Below are 19,428 nucleotides of genomic sequence, written 5' to 3' on the forward strand. Positions count from 1 at the left end.
GGTACTTACGTTTATGATTAAAAACCAATGTTGATACCGGCACTAAAAACCTGTGCATTTGCGGGTACATTCTGATCTTTTCCGGAGTTGATTGAGTTACCGTTTATAGATATTTCTGGATCTGATCCGGTATATCTGGTAATCGTTAATAAGTTTGTGGCTTGCGCATAGATACGCAAGGAAGATATATGATGGCGTGCAAAATTTTCTTTGAGTGGCACTTGATAGCCAATAGCGACATTTTTTAGCTTAGCGAAACTTCCATCTTCGACGTTGGAAGATATAGAACTCGAAAAACCATTAGAAAAACTATCTCCCCAAACCACTTTTGGCACATCGGTAATCTGACCTGGTTCAGTCCATCGATCTAGGATAAATGTGCCGTTATTAAAATATCGTTGATCCGATAACGTAGCTCTTGTACCGTTGTGCAGTTTATTCCCTCCAGAAAAAATAATGCCTATCAGGAGGTCAAAGTTATTATAATACATAGTGCTATTAACACCTCCATAGTAGCTCGGCAGCGAGTTTCCTAGTATGCGACCATCTCCATAATTATCAATTTGTGGTGCAACTGACCCATCGAGGTAACTGAAACTCCGATTCAAGGCATCGTACTGTACGCGTTCATCATTTCTGTTGATAAAAATTCTGTTGCCATTATCGGGATTGACACCATCCGTCTGAACAGCGAAAATAGATCCTACCGAATAACCTTCACGCGTCATATTTTGAATACCAAATGTGCTCAAAGAGGTCGGATATATATCTCCTCCATCTCCTAATGAGGTAACGCGATTTTTGAGCGTGGATAGGTTGGCATTAGCTGACCACCGAAATACACCCTTTTGTAAAATATTGGCCTGTACCGTAAATTCAAATCCTTTATTATATAGCGATCCCACATTGGCAGTCACTGCATTTCCCGGGATTCCAAGCGAAGACGCTTGTGGCGCGCTCAAGATAAGATTGTCGACATTGTTTCGATAATACTCTCCACTGACAAGTACACGGTTATTTAAAAACCCTAAATCTAATCCTATATTAAATTTTTTACTTGATTCCCACTGAAGATCTGGATTGCCCGCCTGCGTAAATCGTAACGTAGGCGAACCGGCATAGGTGCCAGCATCATAAATAGATAGCGCCGCATAATCATTCAAACTGCTATTGCCCACGACACCATAACTTGCTCGAACCTTGAGTGCATTTAGTGATTGAGAAACGGTGCTTTCTTTAAAAAAACGTTCCTCAGAAACATTCCATCCAACAGCACCACCACCGAAATTGCCCCATTTGTTGCCATCTGCTAGGGCAGACAGACCATCTCGCCGTGCATTTAGACTAATCAAGTATTTGCTCTTGTAGGCATAATTAATGTTGGTAAAATAGGAGATAATGGCATTCTCCGTCTGAATATTATTTGCAGGTACAATATTCAACCATCCGCCTTGAAAACTGGTGAAAGATGGGTCTGACATGCCCGTACGGGTCGCTCCCCAACCTGCTATGTCTGTCTTAATATATTCATGTCCTAACAGTACATTCAAGTGATGATCTGCCTGAAAAGTTTCGTCAAATATGAGTGTATTGGTCCAATTAGCACGTTGATATCTGGCCGTATTATTACTTGCTAAACCGTTGGTCGCAAAGCCATCTCCACTTAGGGGGTTTCGGAAGCTCGTATTTTCGACGCGAAGATCATTCAAACCATATAAAGTTTTAAATTTTAACCACCTAAATATTTCTACCTCGGCATAAATACTCCCTAGTAAGGCATTACTCGCTGACTTATTTTTATCGTAATCTAATAAGGTTTGCAAGTTATATGCGTTGAATACTCCGAGAGCCGGATCATTTGGCCCATAGCCAACGTTTCCATTAGTTTGGTTGATATTATAATCACCATTTGGCAAGTAAATAGGAACATTGGGCGGCAATATATAAGTCAATCGAGCGAGTGGCTGATTGCCAATATACTGCGCATTGACATCTGTTCCGGAGGACGAAGCAATCGTATTTGGCCCGATAGCTCCTGTGTCTGGTCCTTCATTTTGAGATATGGTGTAGCCTGTACTCAATCCTATATTGACACGAGAATGCAGCTGATGATCTATATTAAATCGTATCCCCTTTTGTTGAAATTTGTTGGTTCGGACGATCCCATTTTGATCCGTAAAATTAGCACTCGCATAATAGCTAGTACTAGGCGTCGCTCCCGAAAGATAGAGGTGGTGATTTTGAGACACAGCAGTCTGGTAAGCTACATCGTACCAATCGGTCCAAATCACATTGCTTTGCGCATCGGTACCGAGTACAAAGCCCGGCGACAATCCAGCATTTACGCGCGCTTCGTTTTTTAGTTCGATGTAATCGTACACGCCGAGTACGGAAGGCAAATTGAAGGGTCTACTAATACTTAACCAATTATTATATCCAGCCGTAGGTTTACCAAGTTTGCCTTTCTTTGTGGTGATGATCAAAACACCGTTGGCTGCTCGCGAACCATAAATAGCGCTAGCAGACGCATCTTTCAACACATCCATCGACTCAATATCAGCAGGATTGATATTTGCCAAAGGATTATTACCCACATCCCCTCCTGCCGAACCTGTGAACACGGTGACACCGTCTACAATTATTAAAGGATAGACAGATGATGTTATAGAATTGATTCCTCGAATTCGGAAAACTGGTGTCGCATTTAATGCGCCACTAGGTTGCACAATATTTACACCAGCAGCTTGTCCACCAAGCAATTGATCAAAAGATTGCGCTGGTCGGTTTTCCAATGCTTCAGATTTTATTTGAGATGCGGCGCCCGTGTAGAGTCGTCTGCTTTGAGCGGCATAACCCGTAACTACCACATCGTCAAATTGATTGAGCAGCGGCGGTAGTGCAATATCAAAAGGCACGTGGCTAATCACAACAGTTCTTGACTCATATCCTATTGACTTGATAAGTACGGTAGCGGGTAATTGTTGACCAGTGACAAATCGAAATGAGCCGTCCTTTTCGGTTACCACAGTATGTGTCACTCCTTCTAATTGTACGGATGCTCCCGCAATTGGTACGCGATCTATTGAATCAATTATTCTACCATAGATTGTAGCATTTATAATCGGCTTGGTATCAATTTGCCCATACCCTATTAAAGGAATTACTAAGTAAAGCGCGATGATAAATCTGATTGGGGAAGTTTTTGATGGTTGCATAAATTTCTAATTATTTACTTTGACTATAGTGACCGAATCAATGAATATAATCCCCTTTGAGCACCGCGATTCAGCCGATCAAAGACTTGACACTGATTAAATCCGAAAACCATATACACACAACCTGTTGAGATTAATAATATTAACCAAAGATAAATTAAATAAATTATAAATACTACTTAATCTATAGATTTAACATTTATTTTTTACCCGACGCCTTGGAAGATTGATAAGCACATTGGACAAAAAAGTTCTTTTCCCAGTAGCGCTATACTAGATTTATTCCTTATATTAGGAACACACGATACTAACATATTATGCTACAAAATCCTATCAAATTTCTTTGGATTGCAATCCTAACAATGCCACTATTCTTTAGTTGTTCTAGTCACTACCTAGCGACTATGCAAAGTAGTAACATGGGGAAAAACAAGGTAGATAGTACATTTTATAGTGGAAATGACACGCTTGGAATTTCTTATGCCTTTAATAATATAGATGGATCTGTACGAGTGCGTTTTGAGAACTATACAGAAAAATCCATGATCATTGATTTGACTAAATCAGCTTTGATAGTAAATGGCAAGTCGCAGGCCTTTATTGACGGTACATCCTTTGTACAGGGAAGGGTGGGAGCACAAACTTCACGAGAATTCGCGGTATCGGATCAAAACGCGTTCGGAGAATGTTGGATACGCGAGCAGATATCTCCGGATTGTCCGAGGTGAATCAATCAGGAGCTATTGTCGGAACTGTTTTAGTTTTGGGCGGTCTTGGTGTGGCAGCGGCTTTGGTAAACCCCGGCGAGGCGCAATAAAGCGCTACAAACTTCCAATTTTTAATAGTGGTGCTTCCACTATTAAAACTCTTCTAAACGCAAAAAGCTTCAAGTTTCCTTGAAGCTTTTTTTAGTAGCGGGGAGCAGGATCGAACTGCCGACCTCAGGGTTATGAATCCTGCGCTCTAACCATCTGAGCTACCCCGCCGTTTTTCGTGATGCAAATATAGTAATTAGGAATTATTATCAAAGCAAAATTCACAAATTTCATCACTAAATACCACATCATGTCCCTAACTCTATCTTGACACTATCGGCATAATATGTATCAATAAATTCGCAGAGATTATACTTTGTTTAACAGAATATTTGCGTATTATTACGGGCGGACAAAACCAATCGTCGATCAGCAGCGCTGTTCGGTAACCGTCCATTATCACGTTATTAATATTTCATTCCATTGTATGGCAGAGAAAATAAAATTAAACTTAGAATATGTCGTAAATTCTTCCCCGAGAATATTATTCCCCTATCTGTCTGAACCGAATGAGCTCGCGCAATGGTTTGCCGATGATGTGAACTATGCAGAAGGTATTTACGAATTTGTATGGGATGACGAGTCGTTTAAGGCAAAGCTCATCCATTCCAAAGAGAACAAGTGTGTAAAGTATAAATGGCTGGAAGACGAACCTTATTATTTTGAAATCGAAATCGTTTTGGATGAATTGACAAATGACGTAGCCTTAAGCATTACAGACTACGTGAAGGAAGACAATTTAGAAGACCGAAAATTGATCTGGAATAATTCGATTAGCTACCTGCAAAGTGTGATTGGAGCTTAAATTTCTGTACCTTTGTCCTTTACTTTTAGCTATTCGCGTAGTCTATTAGGAATGTTAGGCGTTTGGTAGGGATGAAGAAAATACACTTACTCATATTACATGCATTTATAAGGCCATTTCTCGTCACATTTACGATTGTGATGTTTGTCTTATTGATGCTTTTTTTGTTTAAGTACATCGATGACCTCATCGGCAAAGGATTAGAATGGTATACCATTCTAGAATTATTAGGGTATCAATGTATTGTGCAGCTCACCATGGCTTTACCACTTTCCATGCTCTTGTCCTCCATCATGACATTTGGCAATCTGGGAGAAAGTTATGAGCTCGTAGCCATCAAAGCGGCCGGTGTATCACTACGAAATGCGATGGCACCACTGTTTGTTCTGGTGGGTATTTTCGCTGGTGGCGCCTTCATTTTTTCTGATTATACCTTACCGGTTGTCAATCTTAAAATGGGAACGATGCTGTTAGACATCAGAAATCAAAAAGCTGATTTCCTCATTAAGCCCGGTGTATTTAACAGTAGTATTCCTGGTTATTCTATTCGAGCAAAGAGCAAAAGCGAGGACGGCACCATTCTGCGCGATTTATTGATCTATAACCATACTACAAGTAGTAAAGCCACCAATATCCTGATCGCTAAAGAAGGTTATATGCACAATTCGGTGGATAATCAATATATGATCCTACAACTGCGTGATGGTGTGCAATACGAAGATGCCCGTGCTCGAAATGCGACACGGTATGATGAGCGGCAGCAGTTTACTCGTTTTCGTTTTAAGGAATCCACCCAGAAGTTCAGCATGGAGTCTTTTGGTGCGCAAAAAACCGATGCCAGTCTCTTCAAATCGCATCATCAGATGCTTAACTTGAAGCAGCTGAAACATTATTCTGACTCTAATCATATGCAATTGGATAGTGTGGGCCACATCATAGCGGAAGATACCAAGCGACATATCAATTATTTTACGAGTTATTACAACCAGAAACGCGACTCTCTGAAAACAACATTGGTCGCTTCCGGCGATTATAGTTATCCAGATTTAGACCTGCAAGCGATCAATAATAGCAGTAAGCGTAATATTATTAGCAATGCCAATAGCCAAGTGAATTACGTAAAAGACATTGCCCAAAATCGAGGGCAAGAATACAAATTGTATATCGAAAAAGACATTCGTTACGATATTGAGTGGCATCGAAAATTCACCTTAGCAGCATCCTGTTTATTGCTCTTTGGCATTGGTGCTCCTCTAGGTGCGATTATCCGAAAGGGTGGTTTAGGGCTGCCGGTGGTAATGGCGATCGTCTTTTTTCTGATCTATCACGTCATATTTACGATCTCGGAGAAGGCGGCTAAAGACGGCAGTTTAGAACCGATAATTGGCATGTGGATGGCGATCATTGTCTTGACGCCATTGGCTATCTTTTTAACGTATAAATCGACAACCGATTCGGCATTATTTGATATTGATCAATATAAAATTAAAGCTCAAAAGATATTTAATAAACTAAAAGATAAAGTCGAAAAGTTTCAGGATCGCAATAAATCCAAAGCGGATACACATGTAGCTCGCTAAAGATTATGACAGCATCCTTATAGAATATCTTCGAAATACCACTAACTTTGTACATATGGCAAGCATGAAAGTGTCCTGATGCACGACCTGCCATTTTTTTAAGCAACAACATGAAAGTACAATTAAACACCATCGAGGAAGCCATTGCTGATATTCAAGCAGGAAAGGTTATCATAGTTGTAGACGATGAAGACCGAGAGAATGAAGGTGATTTTGTGACCGCGGCACGAAATGCTACTCCAGAGGTAATAAATTTTATGGCCACTCATGGCCGTGGACTTATCTGCGCTCCGCTTACAGAAAAGCGATGCAAAGAGCTGGATTTAAATCTCATGGTCAATAACAATACAGCGGTGTATGAAACTAACTTTACGGTATCGGTAGATTTGCAAGGTTATGGCTGTACTACGGGAATTTCGTCTTCCGATCGCTCCAAAACAATACTTGCATTAATCAATCCAGATATTAAAAATGAAGAATTGGGCCGACCGGGTCACATTTTTCCTTTGATCGCTAAAGATGGTGGCGTATTGCGCCGCACCGGACATACCGAGGCAGCCGTGGATTTGGCGCGCTTAGCTGGCTTTGAGCCTGCAGGTGTGTTGGTAGAGGTATTGAAAGATGATGGTGAAATGGCGCGCCTTCCAGATTTGCTGGAAGTAGCCAAACGATTCAATCTAAAAATCATCAGCATCGAAGATTTGATTGAGTATCGACTAAAACACGATTCGATGATCGAAGAAGTCGTGCAGGTGCATATGCCCACCCAATGGGGAGATTTTCAACTGCAAGCCTATCGCCAAAAAAATACAGGCGAAGAACATTTGGCTTTGATCAAAGGAACATGGGAACCTGATGAAGCGGTTTTAGTGCGCGTACATAGCTCCTGCATTACAGGTGATATTTTTGGTTCTTGCCGTTGCGACTGTGGCCCTCAATTGCACAAATCCATGGAGCTTATCGAGCAAGAAGGAAAAGGCGTAATCCTATATATGAATCAAGAAGGACGTGGAATCGGCTTGATCAACAAATTGCAGGCTTACAAGTTGCAGGAAGAGGGGATTGATACCGTGGATGCTAATATTCAGCTTGGATTCAAACCCGATCTTCGTGATTATGGCGTTGGAGCTCAAATTTTACGTGCGTTGGGTATTACCAAGATGCGCTTGCTATCTAATAATCCGACCAAACGCGCAGGTTTAACAGGATACGGACTAGAAGTTGTCGAAAATGTACCGATAGAGATTGCGCCTAATGCGCATAACGAGTTTTACCTCAAAACAAAACGCGATCGAATGGGTCATAGCCTAAAAAATATATAACGAAAACAAAAAGGACGCTAGCGTCCTTTTTTACTTTATAAAGCTTATATCTGATCGAAACAGATTTGCACGATTAGTACTATAGACCAACAAAACGGAGGATAATAATGGATCATACTTGGATAATAGAGAAAGCATATGTACAAGGTGAATTTGTGGATGCGAAAGACAAATTTGACGTACGTAATCCTGCCACGAACCAGCGCGTAGGAAAAGTGCCAGAAATACCATTAAACCACATTGAAAAAGCGATCGCGTACGCCGATAAATCGTGGCAATCTTGGAAAACCACCTCGGTTGGAGAGCGAAGCCAATTGTTGCAGAAGTTGTATCAACTCACATTGAAGCATCGTGATCAGTTAGCCGAAGTGATGACCTTAGAAAGTGGCAAGCCACTGCAAGAATCCTTGGCAGAGGTAGAATATGCGGCGTCGTTTATCCTATGGTTTGCCGAAGAAGCTAAGCGGGCTTACGGAGACACCATTCCTGCGGTAAGTAGTGGAAACAAGCTATTCACTATTAAACAAAGCGTGGGCGTGGTAGCGGCGATCACACCTTGGAATTTCCCACTCGCGATGCTGACGCGCAAAGTCGCCCCAGCATTAGCCGCAGGCTGCACGGTGATCTTAAAGCCGGCTTCCCAAACGCCATTTACGGCATTGGCTTTTGCCAAACTAACACAAGAAGCAGGCATTCCTGGCGGTGCATTTCAAGTCATCACTTCGACCAATAGTAAAGCCGTTGGCAAATTGCTCGCTACCAGCGAGCTGATTCGAAAAATCTCGTTTACCGGATCGACCGTAGTGGGTAGAACGTTGATGGAACAGGCTGCTAGTACGATCAAACGAACTTCTATGGAACTAGGTGGAAACGCGCCCTTTATTGTGTTTGATGATGCCGATATACAAGCTGCCGTACAAGGTGCGGTAGCCGCCAAATTTAGAAATGCTGGACAAACCTGCGTTTCGGTGAATCGTTTTTATGTGCACGATGCTGTTTATAATGAGTTTGCAGCTGCATTAACGCATGAAGTCAGCCAACTGAAGGTTGGAAATGGTCTAGATGAAGGCGTAAAAGTTGGCCCATTGATCAACGAGAAAGCAGTACAAAAAGTACAAAAACATGTACAAGATGCGCTAGATCGCGGCGCTAAAGCAGAAACTGGGGCCAAACATCTCGAAGGAAATTTTTATGCTCCGACAGTGCTTACGAATGTCCATTCAGAAAGCCTTATTGCTAGTGAAGAAACCTTTGGGCCTATTTGTGCTTTATTCCGCTTCTCCACCGAGGAGGAAGCCATAAAAGCGGCAAATAACACCCCATTCGGACTAGCCGCGTATTTTTACAGCGAGAATATACGTCGCTGTCATCGCGTTAGCGAACAATTAGAATCGGGAATGGTCGGCGTGAATACCGGAGTCATCTCTGATGCATCGGCACCTTTTGGTGGCGTGAAGCAATCCGGTGTCGGTAGAGAAGGTTCGCATCACGGATTGGATGAATATTTAGAAATAAAATACATTAGCTACGGCCAATAAAAAAGTAAAAGCACCTTGATAGGTGCTTTTACTTTTTTACCAGATATGGTAGCGTAAACCGACCATCACGAAATGCGGACGATCATCTCGCAGTCGTACTTCGGACTTTATTTTATAACCTGCATACAGCGACAGCGCTACATCCGGTACGTAATAACTTACACCCACTTGTGCATTTAGCGTCGTGCGCTGATGGTAATCTTCATTACGGATATTCGCTTCATCAAAACTCAATATGCGATCGTATTCACTGGCCGCTCCACCACCGGCAAATACATTCCAATTGTTGGTGGTACGATCCAAAAACGTGTAGATATAGTCTGCTCCAAAGGCGGCAAAATCTTTCTGGCCATGCACCAACACTTGTACACCATGATGCAGTTCAAAATCATATTTACCTTGAATACCAAACGTCCCTCTACCCCGCTCTCCAAATTCTGGTGCTTGCAGGTTCATATCCCCATAGAATCCAAATGCCCAATCGTGTTCCTGTGCCTGAACAGTAAGGAATCCCGCCATAGCGACCAATAATAGTACTAGTTTTTTCATATTATTTAGTTTTGATCTTGCGCTTTACGCGCCAAATATCTTTTATACGTTTTGATACCGATCATGAGCAGAATAGCTAATCCTACCAGTCCGCCTACGCCATACATCCACTGAAATGCAGATTTGAGAACCACAATGAATACGATGGCAAAAAGAAATATCGTGGACACCTCATTCCACAAGCGCAATTGTGCAGATGTCCACGTTAGCTTCTCATTCGCCAAGGCAAACATCATGCGCTGACATATGAAATGATATATCGCCAAGCCCGCCACAAACGCTAATTTTAATTGCATCCAGCCAAGGGACAATAAAGCCGGATTTACCCAAAGCATAACCAACGCAGACGCAAAAACAAAGTACATCGCTGGCGTTGTGATTACCCACCACAATCTACGTTCCATGATTTGAAATTGCTGATGCAATGCATGATAAACTTCTGGCGACTTTGCTTTTGCTTCTGTGTGATAGATAAACAGACGCGGCATATAAAATAAGCCCGCCATCCAGCAAACCACAAAGATGATATGTATCGACTTAGCGTAAAGATATATCATGACCGTATTTCAAAGTGCAACGTGGGGTGCTTGTGTTTATTAATCGGTCTATCACACAAGCACCCCACGTTGGTATAACAATAATTATTAAAAGTCGTTTGTACGCTTCGCTTAATATCTGAATTCTTTTACGACTTCGATCGCGTATTTCACATTATCAAATGGAATATCCGGCATAATGCCATGTCCCAAATTGAAGATAAAGCCATCTACACCACGCATACGCTCAAATAATTGCAAGATCTTCTCGCGAATCACCTTCTTATCCGCATACAATACGAATGGATCCAAGTTACCTTGTACAGCGATATTCGCTGGCAGTGCTTGCTTGATGTTTAGCAAATCTGCATTCCAATCTACCGAAATTACATCCGGTTTGGCTTCGGCCATTACCGGCGCAAATACCGAACTTCCTTTACAGAAAGAGATCACCGGGATATCTTGTCTGTTTAGTTTCGAGATGATGTATTTGTTGTAGTGGTGTGAGAACTCATGATAATCATTCCACGAAAGTGCCAAAGCCCAGCTATCAAAAAGTTGGATCGCGTTGACACCAGCAGCGATCTGCATATTCAAATATTCCACCGTAACATCAGCAACTTTCTGCAAAATAGCATGCGCGAGCTCAGGCTCATTGTTTAGCATGAGCTTTGTTCTCTTGAAATCTTTGGAAGAAGCACCTTCTACCAAATAGCTCAAAATAGTGAATGGAGCACCCGCAAAACCAATTAACGGAATACGTTTATCCAAGCGCTGCTGAATCACTTTGATCGCATCGGCCACATATTGCAAACGATCGATACAATCTACCGACAAACGTTCCATATCGGCCACTGTACGCACTGGATTGGCAAAACGCGGACCAACACCTTGCTCGAATGATAGATCTCCGCCCATTGCTTCTGCGGTTACGAGAATATCAGAAAATAGAATGGCGCCATCAATACCCAATAAATCTACTGGCAACATGGTAACGTCAGCCGCAATTTCTGGGGTTTTGCACATTTCTAAAAAAGAATACTTATTCTTGATTTCCCAGTATTCTTTCATAAATCGCCCAGCTTGGCGCATCATCCACACAGGCGGACGTTCAGTTTGCTGCGACCAAGCAGCACGGAGTAGTAAATCGTTTTGTAAGGTGTCTTTCACTTATATATGTTTATTAACTTCTGTTCTTATTTTTTCTACAATGCTTTCTTGGCGTGCGGTGAGTTTCAATTTTTCGGCCACGTCCAAATAACCCACTACGCGTTCATAGTCTTTTTTGCGCAAATTGATATTGGCTAAATTGACCAATACCATGCCTTTTTCATAATCCTTGCGCCATGGCAAACGCGAAGCCAACTGAAAATGATATTCAGCTTCGTCAAACCGTTCTTCTTTTAGCGCGATATTTCCCATCATAAATTCGTAGAAATTACGACGACCTTTGCGCAGACGATCTGGATTATCAATCTCGGCAAGCAATTTCTTAGTATTCTCGTAATCTTGACGGTGGAAAGCTTGCGTTGCGAGATATACGGTACCTTCGCGCAGATGACTCCACAGTAAATATGCTAATGCACCTGCTAGGTACACAATAATATTGTACTGCTGTACCACAATCGCGTACACGATAAACACAAAGATAATCCCTGCCGCAACTAATCTCCCTCTGGTATTCATAGACGATGTGGTAGCTTATTGATCCATGAACTTGTATCCTACGCCACGGATGGAGTGAAAGTAGGTCGGGCGCTTTTGATCTGGTTCAAAATATTTACGAAACGTTAAGATGAAATTATCAATCGTACGGGTAGATGGATATACATCGTAGTTCCATACGGTTTCTAAAATTTGCTCGCGCGATACCGCTTCGTTGCGACGCTCGATCAAAAGTTTGAGCAACATCGTTTCTTTTTTGGTCAACGAGGTGATCGTACCATCGGCATGATGTAATTCGTAGGAGTTGAAATAAATCGTCTTATCGCCGATCACATAAGAGTTGAGTTCTTTTAAATCATCGCCTTTCATCACCCGACGGATAAGATTGCCCACACGAAGAATCAATTCCTCCAGGTTAAATGGTTTCACCAAATAATCGTCAGCTCCCTTTTTAAGTCCGGTTACGCGGTCTTCACTACTGTTTTTAGCGGTCAAGAACATGATGGGCACGACGGTATTCTGCAAGCGGATGGTTTCGGCCACCTGAAAACCGTCGATCTCTGGAATCATCACATCTAAGATGACCAAGTTGAACCGTTCTTCCTTGAATATTTTTAATGCTTTTTTACCATCGGTAGCGGTGGTTACTCGGTAACCTTCCATTTCCAGATTCAGCTTGATGGCCTCTAACAAATGCTCTTCGTCTTCGACTAATAATATACGTTGCTTAGCTTGCATAATTTCCAAAATTTACTTCAAAAACACTTCCATTTGGCGTATTGTCTTTCACACGGATTGCAGCTTCATGTTTTTGCAATACGGATTTTACTATATATAAACCCAATCCCGTTCCTTTAGTTTTTCGGGTAGCTTCGCTACCCACACGATAGAACTTATTGAATATCAATCTTTTTTCTGTATCAGAGATACCTTCTCCAAAATCGGCTACTTCGAGCACGATACCTTCTTCGCGCTGTGCTAAAATTACATTGATGTGCGCGCAAGGCGGTGAATACTTAATCGCATTCTCGACCAGATTGCTCACGACATTGATGATCGCAAACTTATCTGCATTGATCATCACACCGGGTTGTATGTTGGCCACGATAGCTTGTTGCGACTTACAGGCATTTTTCTGCAAGCGATCTACTACATTGTGCACAATTTCACTTAGCTCGAAGTTCTCTTTTGGAAAGCTAAACGATCGACTCTCCAATTTGGTAGCCAAGAGTACATTTTCTACCAAATAATCAAGCCTTTCAATATCTTTCAGCGAATTGCCCAAAAAAACTTGTTGCTGTTCCCGATCAAGATCACGCTTCAAGATGGTCTGCAAATACAACTTCACGGAAGCCAAAGGTGATTTTAATTCATGCGTTACCGACAATAGAAAGTTTTGCTGCTGCTGTTGGTAATTGCGTTCGCGCTCTAGATGATTCTTCAGACGAATAACAGCCATTATAAAGATAGCCAAAAAAATCATTCCTTCACCGATAATCATCCCCATACGCTCGGGTACATATTTTATGAAAATATACCCCCAGCTAATAAGCTGACACAATGCATAAAAAGCTAATACATACAACCAAAAAAGAGCTCTCTTCATCTCAATAATTGAATTGTGACAAAAATACTTAAATATGCGATCATAAGAAAATTAGCCAAGCTTTATGACAGAAAGAAGAGATAGTCAGTAGGGCATTTCCCATGACTGGCGTATCTTTGCAACATGTTTACTTATAAAAAAGACATCTTTTTTGATCTGGATCATACGATCTGGGATTTTGACCGCAACGCTAAGGAGACTTTACAGGATTTGTACGTAAAATACAAATTTGAAGATTTGTGCGGTGATGCCAACCCTCATCATTTTATCACCGCCTACACGAGCAACAACTACCGACTATGGGGCTTGTATCACCACAATCAAATCGACAAACCAACGCTTCGCCGATTACGGTTTGAAGACACTTTTACGGAGTTGGGAATTGATCCTAACTTATTTCCATGGGATTTTGAGGAGGAATATTTGGCGGTGTGCCCAAATAAAACCAACTTATTCCCGAATGCGCATGAGACGCTTTCGTATTTGAAAGAACGCTATACATTGCATTTGATATCGAATGGTTTTCAAGAAGCTTGCGAACGCAAGTTGGCCGGCAGCCAACTGGCTGATTATTTCGAAACGATCACGATCTCGGAGATAGTGGGCATTAATAAGCCCGATGCGAGGATATTCCAACATGCGTTGCAAGGGGGAAAAGCCAACCCAGATACGTCGATCATGATTGGCGATAATCTGGACGCGGATGTACGTGGCGCACAAAACTTCGGCATGGACGCGATTTATTTTAATCCGCTTGTGGCAGAAGTGCCTAGTGACGTCCTGCATAGCATCACAGATTTAAAACAGCTGCAGAAGCTATTTTAATAATACAGAACCCGTACTGATCCCATAAAAAAAGCTCCTTCACATGGTGTGAAGGAGCTTTTCTATTAGATGACATGTGGAAATTACAACACTTTTACGGTGATGTTTCTCATCCACACTTTATCGCCGTGATCTTGAAAACCGATCACACCAGATTTAGATTTGCCGCCTACGTTATTTAATAAGTGGAATGCCAAAGGCCATTTAGCTTCGCTAAATTTACTTGCTTGCAACATCTGAGTCCACTCTGGAGTCCATAAGGAGTACTCTACCACTTTCTCGTCGTTTTGGTAATGGGTTACTTTCCCTTTGTTTACCACGATTTTCGCTCTGTTCCATTGCTCAAATGGGAAGCCGTTTTGTGGTTTTGCAGGAATCATATCGTATAATGATCCTGATTTTCTGTTGCCATCCACACCCATTTTAGCATCTGGGTGATTCTCGTTGTCCAACAATTGGTATTCTGGAGAAGAGATGTAGATTGGCTGTCCTTTTACTTCTTTCGCTAAGAAAAAAGCACCAGAGTTACCTGATTTTGCCACTTTCCACTCAAACTCAAATTCAAAGTTTTTCAAGTCTGATGCAAAGATAATATCACCACCTTCTGGGTTTTGTACACCATCTGGTTTTGGGTTAAAATGTAACGTACCGTTATCAATAGTCCATTTACTAGGTACGTGATCTTTTGCGTAACCACGCCATCCTTCTAGTGATGTGCCATCAAAAATTACATGCGCTCCAGCGGAGTTTTTCTTGAATGATTTAACATTTACCATCGGTAAATCAAGCACCTCATATTCTGGCACATTTGCCTCGCTTGTCATACCTTTTTTGGATGAACATGCCGAATGTGACATCATCATAACTACGGCTCCCATTACACCGAAAATTTTGCTCTTATTCATAGATTTATAAAATTTTATTTAAAGTAAGTAAAGCATTCCACAATAGGAAATTAAACTTAAAACTCTCCGCCCCCCATTTCCTCTGGTGCGCCACCATTCTTATTGTCGTCGCGCTTGAAAAGATCCTGAACACCAAAACGATACGTGAATGTCAGCGTTAGCATACGACGATTCCAACGGTTGGCCGAGGCGATGGAACGATCCGGCAGAAAACTTTCCATCTCAAATCTTCTAGAATTGAATACATCGCGCACGTTGAACAAAATACTGCCTTTGTTACGCAACACATCTTTCTTCAATGCCATATCCACGCCCCACATAGCGTTCATACGGCCTTGTGGGCGTTCGCGTCCACTGCGGTAATCGCCGCGCATCTGCAATGAAAATGTTGGCATAAACTTCACATTGGTCATCAAATTACCGTCCCAGTTGATGGTATTTACCCGATTCAAACCTACGCCTTCAATGTCTGGCCTGATGCGATTATTAAAAATATTGGCATTAGCAGTGACATCCCACCATGGTGCCAGATCTACTTTGGAGATCAACTCCAAACCAGCATCATCAGATCGTCCAACGTTTTCCCACACAAAGTAAGAAGCATTTTGAAATTCCTGCGGAAGATCTATTTCCGAAGGATCACGTTGCAAAGGATTAATCATATCGCTGGTACGGCGGTAGAACAACGAACTGACAAAATTCCAGCGATTGTACGATTTAGAGTAAGCCACTTCGGCAGCATGTATATCTTCCGGTCTTAGATTGGGATTACCTTGTCTCAGATTAGACTCGTCCGACGCATTAAGAAATGGATTGACCTGCCAACCATTTGGACGGCGAATACGACGTGAATAACTCATCTGAATCTTATCGCCTTGATTGCCTACTTCGTAGGTCAAATAGGCACTCGGAAAAAGTCGGAAGAAATCAAATCCGCCATTGGTAGCCGGTCCTGTTCTCGGTTCTGCCGCTTCAGATTCTACGGCATAATACGTGGAGGTTAATCTCATCTGTTCACCGCGAAGACCAAACTGTGCTCCCAATTTAGAAGTGAGCATACGCTGATAATTAGCGTAGACGGCGTGTACTTCATTTTTCAGGTCAAACTCATTACTAAATAGGCCGTCTAGATTTAAGTTGCCTGTATTCGTCCGATCTACGAATGAATATTGTGAATCTTCCGACGTACGGATAATAGAGCGATATCCTGCTTCAAACTTATGGTTTTCGGCAATAGGCAACACATAATCTATTTGCGCATTATAGTTTTTTCCCATCTCCGTGGTCAAGTTCTGGCGAACAATATCTAAACGCGAACCGGCAAAGATTTCATTAAAATCGTTTGTACCATCTTCGGTACTATAGCCATACGAGGCATTGGCTGTGATTTCTTCACCCGGACGACCTAATACTTGGCGGAAATCAAATTGCAAATCAAAACCCAAATCATCTTCGTATTGCTGCGAGACACGACTTCCTGTTGGGCCGTTTTCCGGAATGTTATTGTATTGGTACATCAGTTCTTGTCGGCGATTGTTGTCGCGCAGACTCAGATTCCCAGCCAGACTGAATGTGGTTTTATCGGTCATAAAATAATCACTACCTAATCTCACGGTGTGATTAAGACCTGTACGACGGGAATCATTCTCGGAATAGATGCGACGCGGCGCTTCCAATTCTCCGGTGTTATCTCGATAGATGATATTCTCATTAAAACCATCGCCACGGTTAACACGACGATTGAAATTGTAGCTGCCAAAATGATTGAACTTACTATCACGATAGTTTAAAGTAGCACTCCCCATGGCATTGCCAAAAGATCCGCCAGTCGCATTCACCGATCCGTTGAAACCGATACGAGCGTTTTTCTTCAACACAATATTGATAATACCGGATTGGCCTTCTGCATCGTATTTAGAAGAGGGGTTGGTCATGATCTCCACTTTGTCAATCACTTCTGCTGGCAGACTTTGCAATAATGCCGCAATATCTGATCCTGCCATCGCCGACTCCTTGCCATCAATGAGAATACGCACATTAGACGACCCGCGTAAGCTTACAGTGCCATCCTGATCGACTTGCAAAGTCGGAACATTAGCCAATAACTCGCTGGCGGTACCACCTGCACTAACTAAAGATTGAGATACATCAAAAATCTTGCGATCGATTCCGATTTTCATATCAGGCGTGCGACCTTGTACGGTCACTTCGGAGATGACTTTGCTCTCGGTATGTAAAAAAACAGTATCTATTTTGAGTTGTTGACCTGCGGTCAATGAAACATTATCCTGCAAATAATCGTCGTAACCTACATTGGCAACGCGCAAGGCGAAAGTGGAAGCATCTAAATTGTCAATAGAGAATTGTCCATTTTGCTGACTTTGAGCGCCACGTAGATAAGCTTTAGTCGCTTGCGTCAAGATATTGACGCTGGCGCCAGCAATAGGTGCTTTCGTCTCTGCATCGACAACGATACCGCGGATTTGAGCTTTTTGTTGCGCTTGTGATAATACCGGCAGAAGTAATAAAACGGCGCTAAGATTTCGGATTAAGAGCATGTTCATAAGTTTCGTATAGCAAAAATGGGTATTTGATATCGTAACTACGAGCACGTAACCGCATTATTACCTTACGACAAATCTTTATTCGACGCTGACGGTAAGTCCTTCGGATTTTAAGATCTTACGGTAAATTTCCATTTCGGTGTAGGAACCTTCTAAAACAGCACATTTTCCCTCATTGTGCACTTTGAAAGCGATGCGGGAAGCTTCTCCTTCGGAGTATTGGAGATGATGCATCATGCAATGGATCACATGATCGAAGGTGTTAAAATCATCGTTCCATAAGATCAAACGATGTCCATCCTTTGCTGCTGCCAAAATCTCTTCTAGCGTAAATGTCTCTGTAGCGGTCTCCGTACCCATATCTGCAAAATTAAGGTATTTTTAGAAATTTCTCTACTTTTGTCAGGATTTCATTGTAATCGGAAAAATAGAGAATGTTTCAGTCAAAGATAGCCGGCATAGGACATTACGTGCCAAAAAATGTATATACAAACAACGATTTAACGCGTTTTATGGATACCAGCGACGCTTGGATACAAGAGCGCACGGGTATTCAGGAACGTCGCTATGCCGATCGAATTGGTGAAACAACTACTTCGATGGGCGTTGAAGCGAGTAAAATTGCATTGGAACGTGCCGGCATAACCGCTGCGGACGTTGACTTTATCATTTTCGCGACACTTTCTCCAGATTATTATTTTCCGGGTTGTGGGGTTCTTCTGCAGCGCGAGATGGGCATGGGCGAAATTGGGGCATTGGATATTCGCAATCAGTGTTCTGGCTTTGTGTATGCGCTTTCGATTGCCGATCAGTTTATCAAAACGGGCATGTACAAAAATGTGCTGGTTGTTGGCTCCGAGAAACAATCGTTCGCCATGGATTTTGATACGCGAAGCAGACATGTATCGGTGATCTTTGGTGATGGCGCAGGCGCAGTCGTGATGCAGCCTACAACCGAGGCTGGAAAAGGCGTATTGAGCACGCACCTGCATTCCGACGGAGCCGAAGCAGAAAAATTAGCGATGTACTATCCCGGCGCTGCTGCTGGCTTTGGATTAGAAAATCCGCCTCAATGGCCCGATAAGGAATTGGGCGGTATGCTAATGACGCCACAAATGCTAGAAGATGGCACGGCGTATCCTACCATGGATGGCCAAGCGGTATTTAAAAAAGCCGTGGTGAAATTTCCAGAAGTGATTCACGAAGCTTTAGCAAAGAACAATTTATCACCGTCTGACATTGACTTATTAATACCACATCAGGCAAACCTTCGTATCTCGCAATATGTGCAAAAGACACTCGGTTTGCCTGATGAGAAAATCTACAGCAACATCCAACGTTATGGCAATACAACGGCCGCCTCTATACCAATCGCGCTGTCTGAAGCGTGGCAAGAAGGATTGATCAAAGAGGGCGATCTAATTTGCTTTGCAGCTTTTGGTGCTGGGTTTACGTGGGGATCGGCGCTGATCCGTTGGTAGTAGATGTAATGGTAATTTAGGG

General features: G+C 42.3%; 17 protein-coding genes and 1 tRNA gene. 7 read left to right on the top strand and 11 right to left on the bottom strand.

Annotated features, from left to right (window positions below; all coding sequences use genetic code 11):
* Positions 1–17 precede the first annotated feature (17 nt).
* Positions 18–3,215 (bottom strand): SusC/RagA family TonB-linked outer membrane protein, encoded by a 3,198-nt coding sequence (locus GKO22_RS11650; RefSeq protein ID WP_166335228.1) that lies wholly within the window; start codon positions 3,213–3,215, stop codon positions 18–20.
* 685 nt (positions 3,216–3,900) lie between these two features.
* Here GKO22_RS11650 and GKO22_RS16745 point away from each other — a divergent pair.
* Complete coding sequence (locus GKO22_RS16745; RefSeq protein WP_262886491.1) at positions 3,901–4,032, top strand: hypothetical protein; 132 nt, start codon at positions 3,901–3,903, stop codon at positions 4,030–4,032.
* 95 nt (positions 4,033–4,127) lie between these two features.
* On the opposite strand, the gene GKO22_RS11655 is transcribed toward GKO22_RS16745, so the two are convergent.
* A tRNA-Met gene (locus GKO22_RS11655) sits at positions 4,128–4,201 on the bottom strand.
* 256 nt (positions 4,202–4,457) lie between these two features.
* Here GKO22_RS11655 and GKO22_RS11660 point away from each other — a divergent pair.
* The 4 genes from GKO22_RS11660 to GKO22_RS11675 all read left to right on the top strand — a co-directional run bounded on the left by GKO22_RS11660 (position 4,458) and on the right by GKO22_RS11675 (position 9,275).
* Positions 4,458–4,835 carry an START-like domain-containing protein gene (locus GKO22_RS11660; protein WP_166335230.1) on the top strand — a complete coding sequence of 126 codons (378 nt, stop codon included), beginning with the start codon at positions 4,458–4,460 and terminating at the stop codon, positions 4,833–4,835.
* Positions 4,836–4,906: 71 nt separating this feature from the next.
* Positions 4,907–6,415, top strand: coding sequence for an LptF/LptG family permease (locus GKO22_RS11665; protein ID WP_166335232.1), 1,509 nt, complete (start codon positions 4,907–4,909; stop codon positions 6,413–6,415).
* 110 nt (positions 6,416–6,525) lie between these two features.
* Entirely contained in the window at positions 6,526–7,737 is a 1,212-nt protein-coding gene (locus GKO22_RS11670) for a bifunctional 3,4-dihydroxy-2-butanone-4-phosphate synthase/GTP cyclohydrolase II (protein WP_166335233.1), read from the top strand.
* A gap of 107 nt (positions 7,738–7,844) precedes the next feature.
* Positions 7,845–9,275 carry an NAD-dependent succinate-semialdehyde dehydrogenase gene (locus GKO22_RS11675; protein WP_166335235.1) on the top strand — a complete coding sequence of 477 codons (1,431 nt, stop codon included), beginning with the start codon at positions 7,845–7,847 and terminating at the stop codon, positions 9,273–9,275.
* A gap of 36 nt (positions 9,276–9,311) precedes the next feature.
* Here GKO22_RS11675 and GKO22_RS11680 read toward each other — a convergent pair whose 3' ends face one another.
* The 6 genes from GKO22_RS11680 to GKO22_RS11705 form a co-directional block, all read right to left on the bottom strand.
* Complete coding sequence (locus GKO22_RS11680) at positions 9,312–9,824, bottom strand: outer membrane beta-barrel protein (RefSeq protein ID WP_166335237.1); 513 nt, start codon at positions 9,822–9,824, stop codon at positions 9,312–9,314.
* A gap of 5 nt (positions 9,825–9,829) precedes the next feature.
* A complete protein-coding gene (locus GKO22_RS11685) occupies positions 9,830–10,381 on the bottom strand; it encodes a CopD family protein (RefSeq protein ID WP_166335239.1) in 552 nt (183 codons plus the stop codon).
* 111 nt (positions 10,382–10,492) lie between these two features.
* Positions 10,493–11,530 (bottom strand): uroporphyrinogen decarboxylase, encoded by a 1,038-nt coding sequence (hemE, locus tag GKO22_RS11690; protein ID WP_166335241.1) that lies wholly within the window; start codon positions 11,528–11,530, stop codon positions 10,493–10,495.
* Complete coding sequence (locus GKO22_RS11695) at positions 11,531–12,046, bottom strand: hypothetical protein (protein WP_166335243.1); 516 nt, start codon at positions 12,044–12,046, stop codon at positions 11,531–11,533.
* A 15-nt stretch (positions 12,047–12,061) separates the two neighbouring features.
* The gene (locus tag GKO22_RS11700) at positions 12,062–12,763 is read right to left on the bottom strand and encodes a response regulator transcription factor (RefSeq protein ID WP_166335245.1); all 702 of its coding nucleotides are present in this window, start codon (positions 12,761–12,763) and stop codon (positions 12,062–12,064) included.
* Complete coding sequence (locus GKO22_RS11705) at positions 12,753–13,631, bottom strand: sensor histidine kinase (protein ID WP_166335246.1); 879 nt, start codon at positions 13,629–13,631, stop codon at positions 12,753–12,755. The genes GKO22_RS11700 and GKO22_RS11705 overlap by 11 nt, the downstream gene beginning before the upstream one ends.
* A gap of 123 nt (positions 13,632–13,754) precedes the next feature.
* On the opposite strand from GKO22_RS11705, the gene GKO22_RS11710 reads away from it, so the two are divergent.
* Positions 13,755–14,456, top strand: a complete 702-nt coding sequence (locus GKO22_RS11710; RefSeq protein WP_166335248.1) for a YjjG family noncanonical pyrimidine nucleotidase — start codon at positions 13,755–13,757, stop codon at positions 14,454–14,456.
* 83 nt (positions 14,457–14,539) lie between these two features.
* Here GKO22_RS11710 and GKO22_RS11715 read toward each other — a convergent pair whose 3' ends face one another.
* The 3 genes from GKO22_RS11715 to GKO22_RS11725 all read right to left on the bottom strand — a co-directional run bounded on the left by GKO22_RS11715 (position 14,540) and on the right by GKO22_RS11725 (position 18,285).
* Positions 14,540–15,361, bottom strand: a complete 822-nt coding sequence (locus GKO22_RS11715; protein ID WP_166335250.1) for a 3-keto-disaccharide hydrolase — start codon at positions 15,359–15,361, stop codon at positions 14,540–14,542.
* Between the two features lie 56 nt (positions 15,362–15,417).
* Entirely contained in the window at positions 15,418–17,919 is a 2,502-nt protein-coding gene (locus tag GKO22_RS11720; protein WP_240920281.1) for a TonB-dependent receptor, read from the bottom strand.
* Between the two features lie 84 nt (positions 17,920–18,003).
* Entirely contained in the window at positions 18,004–18,285 is a 282-nt protein-coding gene (locus GKO22_RS11725; protein ID WP_166335253.1) for an ATP-dependent Clp protease adaptor ClpS, read from the bottom strand.
* Positions 18,286–18,359: 74 nt separating this feature from the next.
* Between GKO22_RS11725 and GKO22_RS11730 the strand changes: the two genes are divergently transcribed.
* Entirely contained in the window at positions 18,360–19,406 is a 1,047-nt protein-coding gene (locus GKO22_RS11730; protein WP_166335255.1) for a 3-oxoacyl-ACP synthase III family protein, read from the top strand.
* Positions 19,407–19,428: the final 22 nt, after the last annotated feature.

Source organism: Sphingobacterium chungjuense, assembly GCF_011316935.1.
In the GTDB taxonomy this organism is placed as follows: Bacteria; Bacteroidota; Bacteroidia; order Sphingobacteriales; family Sphingobacteriaceae; genus Sphingobacterium; species Sphingobacterium chungjuense.